The organism is Carnobacterium sp. ISL-102 (assembly GCF_018612935.1).
Lineage (GTDB): Bacteria > Bacillota > Bacilli > Lactobacillales > Carnobacteriaceae > Carnobacterium_B > Carnobacterium_B alterfunditum.
The window spans coordinates 1-15,529 of sequence record NZ_JAGGRF010000009.1; the positions used below are offsets into that span (position 1 = coordinate 1).

The following is a 15,529-nucleotide window of genomic DNA, read 5'->3' on the forward strand; positions in this document are numbered from 1 at the left end:
CGATAAAATAAAAATAACAAATGTTATAGATTCGAAAACTGGTCGCTGCAGTATCTAGGATGATCATCCTAGATACTGCAGCGACCTAAGTTTGTTGTCTATACTATTTTAACAGTTTCGATACAAAAATAATACTGAATATTAAACCACCATTGTCATTGATCACTTAGATTTTCAAGCAAATATTTTTCTGCTTCTTCATTCCATATTCCGTCGTGTTTTTCTATTAATCTGTGAACTTCCATGAAGACAGGGTCAGTCTTCCCTTTTTCTTCGAACTCTTCCAGACTTGTTAACTTTAACGAGATATGCGGATAGATAGCATTTTTACCGGCACTAGAATTTTTCATTCCTAATATCATTTCCGGCGTCGCTTCTAAGCCGCCTATATGTGTAATCATCATTGAAGGATTAATTTTTCCTTCTTCAGTCAGTTTTAACGATAGTTTCATGTCATCCGTAGATCCTCCAGAAGTCCCCACAATATGAGTGGACGCATAATGAACATTATACAGATTGATTGGTACTGTAAACTTTTTATCCGTAGGACCTGCAAAGAAATTCAGGCAACCGTCATTTCCCAAAATACTGTCAGCTAAAACAAGCAGAGGTTCCACTGCCGCAAATACGAATACATCATCAAATCCTTGATTATCCGACAACTCCATTAAATGATCCATCTGGTTTTCAACTTCTCCTACATTCACATACACTAGCTCAATGCCCTTTTCCTTCGCAGCACTCGGAGGGATCAATTTTTTCAGACGATCGATTCTTTTTTGATCTATTTCTGTAGCCACAATTTTCTTTATGCCCAAGTCGCCATTTACTGCATAATCGAGAGCACCAATCCCCATCGGACCGCCACAACCAAGTAAAGCAAGTTGTCCTCCCTTTTTCACTCCCATTTCATGCTTATACACATAAGGTGTTGTGTGATAATTCGCGTTGAATGCACCAATGATACAGGACATCGGTTCTGCAAGTGAGCCATTAGCAAAATAGGTCCCATTATAAGGAAGCACACATCCTAAGTCGATAGCAACTTTTGGGATAATACAATATGTCGCATCACCTCCAAAAAATTCATAACTATAACCGGCAGAATAACCGTTATCTAGGCCCATAGCCGGTTGAAGAACAAACCTGTCTCCTTCGTTAAATTGTTCTTTTATTTTATCTCCAACTTTTACAATAAACCCTCCGAATTCATGGCCGACAATGATTGGATGCTCCTCTAAATTTTCCGGAACTCGCTTGTGATCCTCTCCAAGAATGGTTGCTTTATAAGTAGATAAACAAGCCGTATCACTAATGACTTCTACCAACAGTTCTTCTTCACCGATTTCAGGAAGATCGAATTCTCTCACTCTTAAATCTTTTTTTCCGTAGAGTGCAACAGCTTTGGTTCTCATCTAATCATCCCTCTTTCAATTCATTTAATAAGTCCTGTAGATTTGAATCCTCAATATAATTTTCTATAGTGACAATTCTTGTATTCGGGTGTTTCATGCGTGTTCTTTCAAGTAAATTTTTGTGTACGACGATAATATCCGACTCTTCAGGAACATCCTCAATACGATAATTTTTAACTTCGATTTCATCTAAATCAACTTTTTTCAGCCTCTTCTTGAAGGTCGTAGCGCCTAGTGCACTGCTTCCTAATCCAGCATCACAAGCAAAAGCGATTTTTTTAACCGGTTGAGCAACTGCTGTAGTTCCCGAAGCGTATAAGTTTTTCCCCTCAGTTTTCATTCGTTTTGATTTTTCAACAGAAGCTTCAAATTCATCCTCTTCATCATCTATGCTTTTATCTGCTTTTAAAATAGCAGCAGTAACTAAGAATGAAACGACTGTTCCAACAAGTACTCCCGCTATGATTCCAATAAAATTGCCTCGTGGTGTCAGTGCGAGATAGGCAAAAATAGAACCAGGACTTGGTCCAGCAACTAAACCTGCCCCGAAGATTTGAAATGTTAGTATCCCGGACATACCACCAGCAATCATCCCTAAAATTGTTATCGGTTTCATCAAAACATAAGGGAAATACAATTCATGAATACCGCCGAAGAAGTGAATAATAATTGCACCTGGTGCAGTTCTTCTGGCAACTTTTTTACCAAAAAACGTAAACGCTAACAATAACCCTAGTCCAGGTCCCGGATTAGATGCAACAGTGAAATAGATTGATTTCCCAACTTCTAGAGTTTCCTGTAAACCTAATGGATAATAAATTCCTTGGTCAATAACATTATTCAAAAATAAGACTTTAGCTGGTTCGTTTATAAGTGAAAGAAGCGGCAAAAAACCTGTAGAAACTAACGCCTCAATTGCAACAGTTACAAAAGAATTAGCTAATTCAATAATAGGACCAATAACAAAGAACGAGAAGAGCATTAATAAAAATCCTAATATACCGATGGAAAAGTTATTCACCACCATCTCAAAGCCAGCTGGTATCTTATCAACAATTACTTTATCAACTTTCTTAATAAGCCAGCCGCCTAAAGGACCGATAACCATCGCTCCTAGGAACATTGGAATTTCAGATCCTACAATCAATCCGATTGCACCAATAGTTCCCATAACTGCTCCACGCTGTCCTCCGACCATTCGGCCTCCAGTATGTGCTAAAAGTAATGGCAGTAAATAGGTTATAGCCGGACCAACTATAGCTGCGAGATCTTCATTAGGGAACCAACCAGTGGGGATAAATAAAGCTGTCAGAATCCCCCAGGCGATGAATGCGCCGATATTAGGGAGAACCATGTTGGTTAGAAAACCACCGAAAGCTTGAACCTTAGCTCGATTACTTGCCTTTATATTTTCAGTTCCTGTATCAATCATTTTTATCAACCTTTCACAATTTCTTTTTTATTATTTAATATCCATGTAATATCCGGAGTGTTATGATTCGTGAGTACTCTGTTTATATTTTTATTATCACTCTGTTCATAAAAAGTGGTAGCATCTTTCAAGCTTACTCCCCCCCTCATTTTCCTTTCGATTAACCTCGTTCTTAATACAGCTTCGTCTGCCTGGATAAATATGCTGAGATCACAAAAATCGATCAATTCTTTCCATTTATATTCCTTCAGAAGCAGCCAATTCCCCTCGATCAAAACAATATCTGCATCAACCTCAGTTTTTTCTTCACTGACGTCGTGTTTGTTCCGATCGTACATCGGCCACAATACTGAGCTATCTTCCAACTCACTCAAAGCTGTTTTCAACGATTCGATATCAAACGTTTCTGGACTACCCTTGATATCATTCAACAGGATCTTTTTATTATCATCAGTAATATAGTTTGATAATAAATAGTTTCTTTTATGGTGAAAGCCGTCTATAGAAATTGATTGAAAAGTGAAAGAAGAAAAATTTTCGTCATAGATTTTTTTCAGAAAGAGACTCAGTGTGGTTTTTCCAGTTCCCGGTGGTGCGGCGAGAAAAACAATTAGTCTTTTTCCTTTCTTCTCCCGTTTTTTAATGATTTCTTTTAAAAGGGGTAAAAAAACTGATTGTATCTCCTGCTCAGTATAATTTGCTTCTATATTAAATCCGTTCACATTTAATTTCATTCTTCCACCATCTTAATTACCCTAACTAGTTCTTCTTCATTTTTAGCAGACTTCAGCATCTCCTTAATCTCTTCCTCAATCAGAATTGATGAGAGGTCTGAGAGTAGTTCTAAGTGAGTCGTATTATCTTCAGTAGCTAACACAAAAAGAAGTTTCACTTCATGATTTCCAGGAAAAATAACCGGTTCGTTTAACTTCAAAAATGACATACTTGTTTTATTGACACCTTTATCCGTCGTTGCATGAGGCATGGCAATTTCAGGTACTATCACAATATATGATCCATTTACTCTTACGTTTTCTACCATAGCTTGTATATATTCTAATTCAATGTAAGCCTTTTCAATTAAAGGCTGAGAAGCAATTACTATCGATTCTTCCCAGGATGATACTTTATCTATAAAGTTTGAATTTCCTTTTAAAAATTCGCTTAACATATTTTTCACTCCTTATATTGTGACGTTAATCTTTTCCTACACCTACTTTATAATAGAAAGAGAAAGTAATAAACTTACAAATCAATTCAATTATTTGTGCAACTAATTTTAAGGCACATAAAAGAATCTCTTTGATAAGATGTGCTTTTTTGAAATCACCTTAAAAATTTAGTTTATTCATTTCCTTAGTCTTTTTATTTTACTACTCAGTTCCTTCAGTTTTAAAATACATACATAAAAATTGCTGTTATTATAAAAAGTCTTCCTATTTTTTATAAATTCCATTTAGGCTAAAGTCCATTGTGTGATTTTCGTTTTATACTATTAAAGGAATCATTTGCAGAATAAGTTCACATATTCTCGGCACAGACTATTCTATCTATTGAAAAAACCTAACCAGTATATGTTTAGATTTGATTGACTTACTAGGTCTTGGAAACATTATGAGAAGAATATTAATTTAAGCGATCTAAATTAATAAGGAGTGACTCAGGTTAGCTTCTGTATTTTTTTGATTTATACATTATCAAATAACACCTTCAATAATATTGGATTATTCTGATAAAAATACGCAATTTTATTAATACAAAAAAGAACCTCTTCGAAAAGAGGTTCTTTTTCAAAAATTCATTATTATTTTATATTTCTCGCTACTTACTTAAAATGATTATTCTCATTTAACTTTTTTTTCGCTCTTTTTGATAAATGCCCTCTTTACCAAAGTATTCCTTGGTCAAGCGTGCGATGACTGGACTCAACAGTAACAGTCCGATCAAGTTAGGCAATGCCATCAAGCCGTTCAATGTATCTGCAATAGCCCAGACGACGCGCAATCCGCCAACTGCTCCGACTACAATGAGTGGAAGAAAAATGAGTCGGTATATCACAATTGATTTTGGACCGAATAAATACTCCATGCAACGTTCGCCGTAGTATGACCAACCCAATAATGTCGAGAATGCAAAGAAGATCAAACCGAATGTTACGATTTTTCCGCCAAACGGCATCCCTTTATCAAACGCGACCGTTGTTAAAGCGGCACCGTCCAAGCCAGTTTCCCATACACCGGTCATGACAATAACTAGAGCTGTAATGGTACATATAACAAGTGTATCGATGAAGACTTCAAAAATGCCCCAAAGACCTTGTCTGACAGGGTGATCTGTTGTCGCCGCTGCATGAGCAATAGGTGCGCTTCCCAGCCCAGCTTCATTTGTAAAGACCCCTCTAGCAATACCGAAGCGGATGGTCATTGCCATTGTGGAACCAACAAAACCACCAGTTGCTGCTGTTCCAGTGAAGGCATCATGGAATATAACGCCAAATGCCGCAGGAACAAGTTCGATATTAAGAAAAATAATAATTAAGCCTCCAGCAATATAAACGGCTGCCATTACCGGCACTAGCACCGAGGTAACCAGCCCGATTTTCTTGATACCACCAAAAGTGACTAAACTGACAGCAATCGCTAAAACGATGCCCGTCACTAAAGGATCGATATCAAACGTACTTTTAAGTGAAGCCGCAACAGAATTGGACTGAACCATATTCCCAATTCCAAAGGTTGCTACCGTACCGAAAATGGCAAATAGTACACCGAGCCATTTCTTATTTGCTCCTTTATCAAGGTAGTACATCGGTCCACCTACAAAGTGGCCCTCTTCAGTCTTTTCTCGGTACTCGATGGATAAGACAACCTCGCCGAATTTCGTCGCCATTCCAAATATGGCCGCAAGCCACATCCAGAAAATCGCACCTGGTCCACCTATAGCTATGGCCGTACCGACGCCGGCAATATTTCCCGTACCGACTGCAGCTGCTAAAGCTGTGGCCACTGCTTGAAAGGCCGTTACTTCCCCTTCACCTTTTTGTTTTTTAGCAAACATTTTGAAAAGTGTTTGTTTCATAACATAACTAAATTTAGTGAAGGATATAAATCCCGTCCTTACCGTCAAGTAAATACCTGTTCCTAAAATAAGAGCTAGTAGCGGCCAACCCCATACAATCCCATTAATCGTCTCATTGATTTCCATAAAAATATCCATTTTTTCCCCTTAATCTTCATCTTATTTGCAATTCTAATAATATACCCTATTTACTACTAGCATTGCAAATGCTTTTTATAACTTTTTTACTAGTATTCGGGTTAAAAACCAATGTAAGGGCTTTTCATCTGCGTTTTTAACCTTTAAATTCAATAACCATATTCTTATCAACAAAAAAGAATCTTATAATAAGAGGTTCTCATTTCTTTATATCCTATTATTTTAGAGCTGTTGCATCGAAATACTTAACTTAGTCTCGATTCAGTATTTTTTAAATACTTTTATGATTTCTTCAATCACTCGAACGACCCTAATGACTTTTTCATCATCAACCAAGTTAACTGTATCCTTTTCTGTGTGGATGATAGTATCCAATATCTGAAAAATCCCAGTAGAAGTAAAAGCAACGGTCGGTATATGTTTCAAGGCAAACAACATATGATCGCCTTGAAACCAGGGAGCTATGAAGTCCATACCTGTTGAGTTAAGTATGATTGGATTCAGTAGGCCTTCTGTTGCACTATCGCATTCTGTCAAAAAAACAGCCGTTGAACTCTTTTTCAAGCCGACGCCATCGCAGTTAATGGCTAGCAGGATATCCTCAGGTTTTTGAAGGTAAGTCTCCATATATGCCAACTGTCCCGGTATTGAATAATAATCTTCTCCGTTCAGTAATAACAGTTCAAGACAGAAATCGATGTCCTCTGGTTTGATCAAATGACTCAATAATAATAGAATGGCGATGCCAGTAGCGTTATCCAAAGCTCCCGGAGTCCCTGTTTTCGTATCCATATGAGCCGTTACAACGAGTTTCCGTCTCTTTTTTGGATTCAGTCGGGCTATAACATTGGCTCCATGAGAATCTTCTTTTGCTGCGTTGATCACCAGTTTTATTTCCCCGTTATTTTTAAGTAATACCTCGCCTTCATTTTTTGACACATAAACACTGGGTATGGCGAAGTCGCCGTCCTCAAAAATGGATCCATCCTTCTCAACGATCGTAACAATGGCTGCCGGATTTTTTTCTTCCAGTATCTGAACGATTTCCTGATGTTTTTCTGGATTGTAAAAAGGAAAACTTTTTGGCATGATCTGTTCTTTTGTCAAATCGCCATGTAGGACTGCGATCTTATCTGTCAAATCACTTCTTTTCAGTTCCTCCACCGTTTCGATTTTTACATATTCACCAGATACACTGCACCCAGTTGTATAATAGGAAGGCTTAACTGGAATAGTTTCATCTTTAAAAGTCAACTTGGCATCTGCTGTTTTGAAATCCAGGCAATCGAATTGCTGTAACTTGACGTCGTAACCTTGATTTTTGAAATAGTTTTCTACGTACGTTTCGACTTTCTTATTGTTTTCTGACCCCGTTAAACGTTCACCTATCTCCACACTGATATAATTTAAAATCTCATCCAGTTTTGTAAAGAGCTCTTGATTCTTCATGGAACTTCCCCCCCTTTTCAACGTATTAGTTGACGCTCAATCGCTTGAGTTTCTTCTTCGTATGTAGTCATTCATTATATCATTTTATCGGATTTTAGATAAAGAAACACTTTTGATATTTCATATTTCCCAACCGGTAATCGTTATATGGAACAACACGATACCTTATTCGGTGAGTGATTCATAGATACTTTTTCGAAAGTATTTCCACATGCACATTCGATATGACTATAAACATGCATAGTGTTCTATTAGCTCTTATCGCTCTTCCTCTCTTTCTAAATCGCAAAGGAGTCATAAAAGTAAATAACAGTTGACTAGCTTTGGGAAACTTTTAGAGTGTTATTTTTGGTGCGTAACACATCTTTATGAGTTAATTAAGGTTGAATAGAATATGCTGACTTGAGAGATTTTTCTTTGCCTAATTATCTCTCAAAGAGTTATAATTGGACTGAAATAGCCCCTGTAGATCCTCTACTGTTAATCTTCCCATTTCTGTTGTGATTGTCCCAAATTTTTGTCGTACAGCTAAAAGGAAGGAGTTGACTAACACGAAAAAGTTTCTCAAAGACTTTGCGGTGCTGATTGGATTACTACTGACCGTTGCTGCTGGGTTTTCCATCTATGCGGCACGTGGTCTTGATAGAGATATCCCACTGGAAGGTAGAAGTGCTGCTGAGCTGGAAAATGTTCTGGAAGGTCAATAGACTGGTACGGATGAGGTCACCGGTTCGACGGTCACCTCCCAAGCTTATCTAAAAGCCATTAAAAATGCCCTAGATCCACAAGAGGAGGAAATAAGATGAAAACCTTGATAGCCTATGCGAGTAAACATGGCTGTACTGAAAAATGTGCGAAACTGCTGGAAGAACACTTAGATGGAGAAACTGAGAGAGTCAATTTGAAGGAGCAGACTGAAGTTGACTTTTCAAAATACGATAAAGTCGTGCTTGGCAGTCCAGTATATGTAGGAAAGATATTGAAAGAAGTGGATACTTTTGCGAAAACCCATTTAAATGAACTAGAACAAAAAACGATTGGCCTGTTTATTTGTGGCATGCAGGAAGAGCATACACTGAGAAACGAACTGGAAGTCAATTACCCGACCGAATTACAGGACAAAGCCTTGGTAAGAGACTGTTTTGGAGGAGCGTTTGACTTCAGTGACATGAATTTCGCAGAAAAAATGATCACAAAAAAAGTGACGAAAATTGACAAGGATGTATCTGCTATTCGAGAAGATGCAATCCAGAGTTTTGCGGAGACACTAAATCAGCAACATTGAAAAATTATGAAACAACCCCTTTTGAGAATTTTTTTGGTATACAGTCCCCTGTTAAAAAAATACTTTAAACATACAAATACCCCATGACATCATCGACTATGAAGTCATGGGGTACAACTATCTTTATAATTAAACTGTAGGCCGCTCATTCCAGCTCTTGGGAAAAAGAAGTTTGTTTCCATACATATACCGGATCTGCTGTCCGTGGTGCTGAATTTCGTGTTTCAGAAGTGTAAAAAGGTAGTCGCCCTATGCGTCATTCAAATCTGTAGAATAAATTTGAGCTATGCAAGCTTTGGAACTACTTTTGTGGCTGTCCATTACACTCGGCTGTAAAGTTATCCATATGCGATATCATATATTACTTAACAACCTTAAAAGAAATCCCATTCAAATAAAAAGCGTGTTAAACTGTAAGTAGCGATATCAATCGAATGAAAGAAGGCAAAAAAAAATGACTCAAGTAAAATTAACCACTCTTACAAAAAAAGGCGGTTGTGGCTGTAAAATTGGTCCAAGTGACTTACGTGAGGTACTTCAACAACTTCCCGCAACAACAAAAGATTCTAATCTTCTTGTTGGTTTAGATACGGGTGACGATGCGGGCGTTTATAAATTAACCGATGAACTGGCAATTGTCCAGACCGTTGATTTTTTCACCCCGATTGTTGATGATCCTTATGATTTCGGCCAAATTGCTGCTGCGAATGCGTTGAGTGACGTGTACGCAATGGGTGGAACGCCGATTACCGCATTGAATATCGTGGCTTTCCCTATTTCTACCTTGGATAAAGCGATTCTCACTGAGATTTTACGCGGTGCAAGCGATAAATTACAAGAAGCAGGCTGTAGCCTTGTAGGGGGTCACTCGATTGATGACGAAGAACCGAAGTTTGGTCTTGCAGTAACTGGTACTATTCATCCTGAGCATATACACACGAATGCCGGAGCTAAAAAAGGCGATAAACTTATCCTCACGAAACCAATCGGAGTGGGTATTTCGACCACCGCCATTAAAAAGAATTTATTGACAGAAGAAGAAACTAAAAATGTTACTCGCGTCATGGCAACACTCAATAAATCAGCGGCAAAAGTCATGAATCAGTTTAATGTTCATGCATGTACTGATATAACCGGATTTGGGCTGTTAGGCCACCTCACTGAAATGGCCACCGAAAGTCATCAAGCATTAACCATTAGAAAGGATGACGTACCCGTCTTACCACGTGTACGTGATCTTGCAGAACAAGGCGCTATTCCTGGCGGCTCACGAAATAATTTAAACCATGTAAAAAATGTTGTCCATTTTGAAAACCATCACGATGAGATCGATCAGCTCATTTTAGCGGATGCAATCACCTCTGGCGGATTACTAATGGCAGTAAGTGCACATGATGCTTCAGCATTACTTGAATCTCTACGACTCAGCGGAATCGACGCTAAACTGATTGGGGAAGTATCGGCTGGCGATGCTGGTCATATCTATGTTAAATAAGAAAGGATACTTCTATGTTTAAAGATATAACACCACATGATCTTTATCGACTAAAAGAAAAGGGAGATACCATTGTCGATGTTCGTTCACCAAAAGAATATGAAGAAGCAACAATTCCAGGTGCGATCAACATTCCCCTTTTCACGAACGAAGAACGGGCAGCGGTTGGAACAACCTATAAGCAAAAAGGTAAAGAAGCAGCACAAGACCTTGGTTTAGAGCTTTTCTCAGAAAAATTACCAGCCTTTATTCAGCACTTCAAGCAACTAGAAACACCAGTAACCGTATTTTGTTGGCGCGGAGGCATGCGTAGTGAGACCGCCGCAACGGTTGTGGATTTAATGAATATCCCTGTAAATCGTTTAAGTGGCGGGATCAAGGCCTATCATGACTGGAATAAGGAACAGTTCGGTACAATACGTATTCCACCATTGTACGTCTTAAATGGGCATACCGGAAACGGAAAAACAGACATCCTTCTTCAACTGAAGGAAGAGGGCTATCCTGTTATTGATTTAGAAGGTATGGCTAATCATCGAGGTTCTATTTTCGGTCATATCGGACTCGAACCTCGGAATCAACGAACGTTTAATCTATTATTAGGTGAAGCCTTATTCCAATATCAAGATGAAGCTTTCATACTCATTGAAGGAGAAAGCTCACGGATCGGTAATATAATAATACCTGAGCGCTTCTATCGCCATAAAGAAATAAGTCCTCAATTATTTATTAATCTTCCTTTAGACGAGCGAGTAAAAAATATTTTAGCAGATTATTCACCTCATGATTATCACGATCAATTTATTGAAGCATTTCAGGTTATCAAACGTCGTATTCACACACCTATAGCGAATGCGACAGCGCAAGCACTTGAAGAAAAAGACTATCCAGTAGTTGTAAAGAACCTTTTGACACATTATTATGACCTCAGATACAATCATTCAACCGCTTGTTCCGATAACTTGAACATATCGATTGAAGAATTATCAGTCACAGATGCAAAAGAAAAAGTGAAACAGTACCTTTCCTCAAAAAAATCAACTTGAAAAAGTGAATAATCGCTCGTAAGATGATCCAGGTTTTTTTGCTGTAATCGGAAACTAAAAAAAGCATCAAGATTTCTGCCGTGATCGGCTAAAATCTTGATGCTTTTCTTCTGGGATGTTAAAAATGAGAATAATCCCGTTCTACGATTAGGATATACGATTTCGCATTCACCATCGTCATTAACAAATAACGTTGATCGTTCCTGTTTTTACAATTAGATACTTGCTATGCTTTTGGAGGTGTTCCTTCAGCATTGGATACAACGGCATCAATTTGGATCAGAGCGTTTTCTGGTAAAGCTGATACACCAACTATACTTCGCGCAGGAACTCCACCTGGGAAGAATGTTGTGTAAGCTTCGTTTACAGCATCGATATCTGTGATGTTTTTAAGGAATATATTTACTTTAACAACATCATCCATAGTGTGATCGACACTTTCTATAATTGCCTTGATATTTTTCAAGCATTGTTCAGCCTGCTCTTTTACACCACCTGCTACCAATTTACCGGATTTTGAATCGATAGGTAATTGAGCTGAAAGATGATTGTAATGAGAAAAAGCTACCGTTTGTGTAGATAGAGAACTTTTTGGTGCATTTTTTGTATTGTTTGCTTCTAAGATAAGTCCATGTCTGTCTTCAACAACTTGTGGAGGTGTACCATCTCCGTGTGACACTACTGCTTCAATTTGCACCAAGGCATCCATAGGCAATGCTGAAGCTGCAATTATTGTCCGTGCAGGAACATAGGCTACAGCCCGAGCAATAGCGGAGTCTGGGAAAAATGTTGTATACACTTCATTTACAGCTGCAACATCAGAGTAGTTTTTAAGGTAGATATTGATTTTAACAATATCATCAAAAGGAACGTCGATACTTTCTAAAATTGACTTGATATTCCTTAAGCACTGTCCAGTTTGCTCCTTTACACCACCATCTACTAATCTACCAGATTTTGGATCGATAGGTAATTGCGCTGAAAGATTGTTGTAGTGCGAAAAGGCTACAGCTTGCGTAGATAGCGAACTTACTGGTGCATTTGCCGTATTGTTTGTAAGTTTTATAAGATCACCTGATTGTGGTGCATTTGGAATTGTACCTTCACCATTTGAAACAAGTGCATCAATTTGCACCAAAGCATCCATAGGTAAAGCTGAAACTGCGACTGTCGTCCGTGTAGGAACATAAGTTGAGAAGAATGTTTTATACACTTCATCAATAGCGTCAATATCTTTGATATTCTTAACAAATACTGTCAATCTAACAACGTCACTCATAGCATGGTCGATGCTGTTTACAATTGCTTTAATATTTTTAAAGCACTGTTCAGCCTGCTCTTTTACGCCACCAGCTACCAATTTACCAGATTTTGGATCAATAGGTAATTGAGCTGAAAGATTATTGTAATGAGAGTAAGCTACTGTTTGTGAATATGGTCCAATATTTTTTGGTGCATTTTCCGTATTTCTTGCTGCTACTGCATTGTAGTCTCCCATGTTAGTATTCCCCTTTTAGCTAATTTTTTTTAAAAATAAATTTATTATCTCAAATTTCAGTTTGGTTATATCAAGGTTTTAACACCTGATTTAAATAGGCTGAAACTTGATCTAGCAAACTTTGAAGCGGTTACACAAGTTGAATTATAGCAGAATTTATTTGTTTTGACCACACGTTTTTCTGTAGATTATTTTTTAAGTTACGTTTTCTTTGGGCAACCATCGTTAAGGACTACATCAGAAAAGTATATAAATGCATTTTTATGGCTTTATAGTGAATATAACCTATTTTAATCTATCCTATTGTCTCGGGAAAAGAGTACTAATAACGTTTATCAAACTAAATAATCATTCAATTTGGGCTGTATAATTTTTGGTGTGGATAAAAAAATTTATTCGCACCTATTTTTGTGCAAAAAAAATAGAAACATACGAATTTTCCAGTTAGCATAAAGTCACGACAACTCACTAGAAAAGAAAATCCATATATCTCATAATAATTCTATCCGAACTGCACTCGATTTAAAAGATAAAACTATCTTTTTTGATGAATTTTTTTGCGAGGAGAAACTGATCAAAGGGTTCAGATCAAAAATTTTCTATGCTACTTTTCTGGAGGAACAGGGTTGCTTGTAGCCATGTGTAAGATCCAATGAGAACGACAAAACGTTGGCGCTTCAACGATTAGTTTTTTTTGAAGCTTGAAATAAAGCACTATAGGCGATTAATGCCCAAGGGTATCCTGTTTGTACGCTACTAAAAGAGCAACAAATGTGACATACCGGCTTACAGATGGTCCAATGGCTCCGCAAGCAAACCCGTTCATTCCAAAAGAAATGTTATTTTGAAGTATCCATGCCTTTTGACGAAGAAGAACCTCAATTTGAAGGTTAACACACGATAAACACTTAAATAAGCAAAAAAAAAAGAGACCAAGACAATTAAATTGTCTGATCTCTTTTTTAAAAGAAAATGTTTATTACGCTTCTTCTTCTTGTTTGTTTGCATCTGCGATACCATATTTTTTGTTGAAACGGTCCACACGTCCGTCTGCTTGAGTAAATTTTTGACGTCCTGTATAGAATGGGTGTGAGTCAGATGAAATTTCGACACGGATCATTGGGTAAGTAGAACCGTCTTCCCATTCAACTGTTTCGCTTGAATTTTTAGTAGATCCTGAAATAAATTTAAATCCTGTAGTAGTATCCATGAACACAACTTGTCTGTAATCTGGGTGAATTGTTTTTTTCATAAGTAATCTCTCCTTGTGCCCTGATGCATTTGCTGGATCAGAGTTGATTTTTGTCTTTAGACAACATTAAAATAATAACATTTTTCCCTATATAAAGCAATCTTTTTTATCAAAAATCCGACTATGAAAAATCATATTTAACGATGAGAACCTCTAGTATTTCTTGTCTGGATAATGGTTTTATCTGTGAAATCTTCAAAAAACGCTTCATTATCTTTTGACTTGCGTAAGGCCTTGATAAATTGATCGGTCAAATCCAAGGCATCTCCCGTCATTGCATGGCGTAATTTCCATATCATTTCTAAACGGTCATTTTCCAATAAAAGTTCTTCTTTTCGTGTACTTGATTTTTTGATGTCGATAGCTGGGAAAACACGGCGTTCAGCAAGTTCTCTTGATAGATGTAATTCAGAATTCCCTGTTCCTTTAAATTCTTCATAAATCATATCATCCATGCGGCTTCCAGTATCTACCAAAGCCGTAGCTAAAATTGTTAAGCTGCCGCCTTCTTCAATATTTCTCGCTGCTCCAAAAAAACGTTTAGGTCGGTATAATGCTGCTGGATCTAACCCGCCGCTTAACGTTCTGCCACTTGGAGGAAGGACCAGATTATAGGCACGTGCCAAACGTGTAATACTATCCATTAAGATAATGACGTCACGTCTATCTTCTACCAAACGCATGGCTCTTTCTAGAACCAATTCGGTTACACGTACATGGTTTTGTGGTTGCTGATCAAATGTTGAAGAAACTACTTCTCCTTTGACACTTCTTTCAATATCTGTCACTTCTTCTGGACGTTCATCGATCAGTAAAATAATTAATTCAGCCTCAGGATAATTTTCAGCGATCCCATTTGCGATTTCTTTTAATAAAATTGTTTTCCCTGCCTTTGGAGGTGCCACGATCAACCCGCGTTGACCGAAACCTACAGGAGCTATAATATCGATCATTCGATTTGAAATTTTGGATTGTTCTGTTTCAAGAGTAATTTGTTTTTCTGGATAGAGAGGTGTTAACGCAGGAAAATGAGGACGTTCCTTTGCATCTTCTGGATCTTTTCCATTTACAAAGTTTACATGCATCAGACCATAATAACGCTCTGATGGTTTTGGAGGTCTTGCCTTACCGGAAACTTTATCGCCATTTCTCAAGCCAAAACGCTTGATCTGAGAAGAAGAAATATAAATATCCTCTTTACTTGGTGTGTAATTGATTGGCCGTAAAAAACCAAAATCCTGTTGTGCCATAACATCTAGCACTCCTTCGACAATGAAAAAACCCTGTTTTTCTTCTTGAGCTCGGATAACAGCCAACGCTAACTCTTTTTTATTCATTTGGCTGTAGTAAGGAATTTTTAGTTCTTTAGCATAATTATAAATTTCTTTTAATGTTTTTAATTCTAATTCAGTCAATGTCAATAACTCACTCATTTTAGTTA

13 protein-coding genes and 1 pseudogene are annotated in these 15,529 nt (G+C 37.6%); 5 read left to right on the forward strand and 9 right to left on the reverse strand.

Annotated features, from left to right (window positions below):
* Nucleotides 1-155: 155 nt before the first annotated feature.
* From J7E16_RS06230 to J7E16_RS06255, 6 genes are all read right to left on the reverse strand, one after another.
* Nucleotides 156-1,415, reverse strand: coding sequence for a zinc-binding dehydrogenase (locus J7E16_RS06230; protein ID WP_214889991.1), 1,260 nt, complete (start codon nt 1,413-1,415; stop codon nt 156-158).
* Nucleotides 1,416-1,419: 4 nt separating this feature from the next.
* Nucleotides 1,420-2,847, reverse strand: coding sequence for a PTS mannitol transporter subunit IIBC (locus J7E16_RS06235; protein ID WP_214889995.1), 1,428 nt, complete (start codon nt 2,845-2,847; stop codon nt 1,420-1,422).
* Nucleotides 2,848-2,852: 5 nt separating this feature from the next.
* The gene (locus J7E16_RS06240; RefSeq protein ID WP_214889998.1) at nt 2,853-3,581 is read right to left on the reverse strand and encodes a nucleoside/nucleotide kinase family protein; all 729 of its coding nucleotides are present in this window, start codon (nt 3,579-3,581) and stop codon (nt 2,853-2,855) included.
* Nucleotides 3,578-4,018: a PTS sugar transporter subunit IIA gene (locus tag J7E16_RS06245; RefSeq protein ID WP_214890001.1), complete on the reverse strand. Its 441-nt coding sequence runs from the start codon at nt 4,016-4,018 to the stop codon at nt 3,578-3,580. Before J7E16_RS06245 ends, J7E16_RS06240 begins: the two co-directional genes overlap by 4 nt.
* Before the next feature lie 677 nt (nt 4,019-4,695).
* On the reverse strand, nt 4,696-6,063 hold the full coding sequence (locus tag J7E16_RS06250) for an alanine/glycine:cation symporter family protein (RefSeq protein WP_353049869.1): 1,368 nt from the start codon (nt 6,061-6,063) through the stop codon (nt 4,696-4,698).
* A 261-nt stretch (nt 6,064-6,324) separates the two neighbouring features.
* Nucleotides 6,325-7,512, reverse strand: a complete 1,188-nt coding sequence (locus J7E16_RS06255) for a M28 family metallopeptidase (protein ID WP_214890004.1) — start codon at nt 7,510-7,512, stop codon at nt 6,325-6,327.
* 542 nt (nt 7,513-8,054) lie between these two features.
* On the opposite strand from J7E16_RS06255, the gene J7E16_RS06260 reads away from it, so the two are divergent.
* The 5 genes and pseudogenes from J7E16_RS06260 (at nt 8,055) to mnmH (ending at nt 11,338) form a co-directional block, all read left to right on the forward strand.
* Nucleotides 8,055-8,219 (forward strand): hypothetical protein, encoded by a 165-nt coding sequence (locus tag J7E16_RS06260; protein WP_214890006.1) that lies wholly within the window; start codon nt 8,055-8,057, stop codon nt 8,217-8,219.
* Between the two features lie 12 nt (nt 8,220-8,231).
* Nucleotides 8,232-8,318: pseudogene (locus J7E16_RS11570) on the forward strand (hypothetical protein); the annotation flags it as partial.
* Nucleotides 8,315-8,797 carry a flavodoxin domain-containing protein gene (locus tag J7E16_RS06270; RefSeq protein ID WP_214890009.1) on the forward strand — a complete coding sequence of 161 codons (483 nt, stop codon included), beginning with the start codon at nt 8,315-8,317 and terminating at the stop codon, nt 8,795-8,797. The pseudogene J7E16_RS11570 and the gene J7E16_RS06270, both read left to right, overlap by 4 nt.
* Nucleotides 8,798-9,251: 454 nt before the next feature.
* Nucleotides 9,252-10,292, forward strand: coding sequence for a selenide, water dikinase SelD (gene selD, locus J7E16_RS06275; protein WP_214890011.1), 1,041 nt, complete (start codon nt 9,252-9,254; stop codon nt 10,290-10,292).
* A 14-nt stretch (nt 10,293-10,306) separates the two neighbouring features.
* On the forward strand, nt 10,307-11,338 hold the full coding sequence (gene mnmH, locus J7E16_RS06280) for a tRNA 2-selenouridine(34) synthase MnmH (RefSeq protein ID WP_214890014.1): 1,032 nt from the start codon (nt 10,307-10,309) through the stop codon (nt 11,336-11,338).
* Between the two features lie 226 nt (nt 11,339-11,564).
* On the opposite strand, the gene J7E16_RS06285 is transcribed toward mnmH, so the two are convergent.
* The 3 genes from J7E16_RS06285 to rho form a co-directional block, all read right to left on the reverse strand.
* Nucleotides 11,565-12,836, reverse strand: a complete 1,272-nt coding sequence (locus J7E16_RS06285) for a RidA family protein (protein ID WP_214890017.1) — start codon at nt 12,834-12,836, stop codon at nt 11,565-11,567.
* A 979-nt stretch (nt 12,837-13,815) separates the two neighbouring features.
* Nucleotides 13,816-14,088 carry a type B 50S ribosomal protein L31 gene (locus J7E16_RS06290; RefSeq protein WP_214890020.1) on the reverse strand — a complete coding sequence of 91 codons (273 nt, stop codon included), beginning with the start codon at nt 14,086-14,088 and terminating at the stop codon, nt 13,816-13,818.
* 137 nt (nt 14,089-14,225) lie between these two features.
* A complete protein-coding gene (gene rho / locus J7E16_RS06295; protein WP_214890023.1) occupies nt 14,226-15,521 on the reverse strand; it encodes a transcription termination factor Rho in 1,296 nt (431 codons plus the stop codon).
* Nucleotides 15,522-15,529: the final 8 nt, after the last annotated feature.